Here is a 2034-nt window from a genome sequence, read left to right on the forward strand (position 1 = left end):
CACGAAGCTGTACAGGGCGATCTCACCCAGCAGGAAGGACCAGTGAGTGGGGAAGACCTTGTTGATCTGACGTCGCAGCCCGGCCGCCGGATGGTAGCGCGAGTCGATGTTCTCCGCCGCGTGGGCGGCGCGGGACGGTGTTGCAGTACTCACGGGCGACGCTCCCAAAAAATGCCGGACCCAGAGCCTCGAGGGAAGTCGCCGTTGGCGACGAGGAAGCCCTTTGTGGTCACTGTCGTAGGTAACCGGGGGTGTGGCAGGGGTAATTGCCGTACACGGGTAATTGCCGTACACGCGCTGGGTCCGAAGGTCGATTCCGCGGATGGGCGTCCCGGCGGCGGGAGAGGGGGAGGACTCAGACCATCGGGCTGCGTGGACCGCCAGCCGCGCCGTTGCTGCGGCAATCTCCCTGCGCCGGAACGCCTGCCTGCGTTCTGTGCACATCTCCCTGTCCAGGAGTTCCGCTGCGTTGGAAAGACTAGGTTGCGCCGACACGGCCGCCGGATTCGATCCGCGGCGTTGTTCCTCGAGGCGGCGGACCACCTCGGAAGGTCGGTGACCGGGATTCCGACTGATCCCGTGCGCCCGCGTGCAGCTAGGCTTCCCAGGTCTGCGGCGCCGACTGCGGCAGAGGAAACGATCACGAATGTCTCCTGGCTGTACATGGAGTGCGCGAGAGAGCCGCGCGGCGGATCAGCGAGTCGAGTGCAGTGCTCGTCGTCGAGCCTGATACTCGTCCGCGTCGATCTCACCGCGGGCAAATCGGGCCGCGAGGATCTGCAACGGATCGTCGGCTCCGGTTCCAGGCTCGGCGAGGCGCCGATCGGTATGAAACAGTGCGGCGATGCCATACACGACCAAGGCCCAAAATCCCAGCAGGATCAGCGACATGACGATCCATCCGCCCCAGCTCATTTGGCTCAGCCCCCACATCATGGCTGCCCCTTCCGTTGCCGTGCAAGTCGAGTGTGGCCGCCGTACCACAGCGCTGGGGTGCTGGTTTGATGAAGGTTTGTTGAAGATGGAGGACAGGACCGGCTGCGCTCGCGGTCAGGGAACTTGCCCGAATCCTCAATTGCCGTCCGTCGACGCCCCGCGCGACGCATCCCCGAGCCTCCGTGATCTTCTCGCCGCGCGGTGAGCGTGCCCGCGGAGCCCCCTCTCCGAGGTGAGGGACCGGCGCGATGTGAATGCCGATAACCCCGGTGCGCGGGTGCGGGCGGGCCGTGGCCGACCGTCTTCGAGCAGACGGGGCGTGTGTGCGTTCCTACCCCCTGACAGGATCGGTCCGTGCCGCGGGGCGCACGCCGGGCGGCTGCGCCGCCCGCTCTCGCCCGGCACGCTCGTCCCACTGGCGTCTCGTCTCTGAGCATTAAGCGGTATCCCTCACGGAGGACCTGATTCGGCGGAGAATCCGCGACCTGCTCGAGAACAACAGCACCTGCACCCGCACTCGTTTCCCGGGCGCACCTCGTGAAGGGGTCGACCGGTGTGGGCCTATGCGGGCGGTATCGGGCACCGCGCCACCGACCCGACGGTCATCGTCTGGCGTCCGAATATCGGATCGCCGTCTCACGTCTTTTCCCCGGCGCCGAGTCGCCCCCTACGGTGCGGAGGTGTCCGTGGTCTTTCTGGATGCATCTCGAGACTGGGGGAGCACACGCGGGGCCTTCAGGTCCTCGGGGTCCTCGCGGCCCTTGCGGGCGAGGACGACGTAGGCGACGGCGAGGACGAACACGATGGCGGAGGTGAAGGAGTTGATCCGGATACCGGCGATCTCGGTGGCCGGATCGGACCGCATGAGTTCGACGAAGAACCGGCCCGCGCTGTATCCGGCCACGTAGAGCGCGAACAGCCGGCCGTGTCCGATGCGGAATCGCCGGTCGACGAGCACGAGCAGCAGCACGACGAGCAGATTCCACACCAGCTCGTACAGGAACGTCGGGTGCACCACCGCTGCGACCTGCCCGGTGGAGATTCCGTCGATGAGGTCCGGGCTCGTGAGTCCCGCGTCGTTGCGGCGCTCGTAGATCT

The 2034-nt window shown here is 66.6% G+C and carries 2 protein-coding genes; both read right to left on the bottom strand.

Annotated features, from left to right (window positions below):
• Positions 1 to 693: 693 nt before the first annotated feature.
• Complete coding sequence (locus CQZ88_RS05650; protein WP_180986950.1) at positions 694 to 936, bottom strand: SHOCT domain-containing protein; 243 nt, start codon at positions 934 to 936, stop codon at positions 694 to 696.
• A 667-nt stretch (positions 937 to 1603) separates the two neighbouring features.
• Positions 1604 to 2034 (bottom strand): prolipoprotein diacylglyceryl transferase family protein (locus tag CQZ88_RS30490; RefSeq protein ID WP_258008455.1); only part of this gene is annotated, 431 nt, incomplete at its 5' end.

Source organism: Rhodococcus sp. ENV425, assembly GCF_002887785.1.
GTDB classification, from domain to species: Bacteria; Actinomycetota; Actinomycetes; order Mycobacteriales; family Mycobacteriaceae; genus Rhodococcus; species Rhodococcus aetherivorans.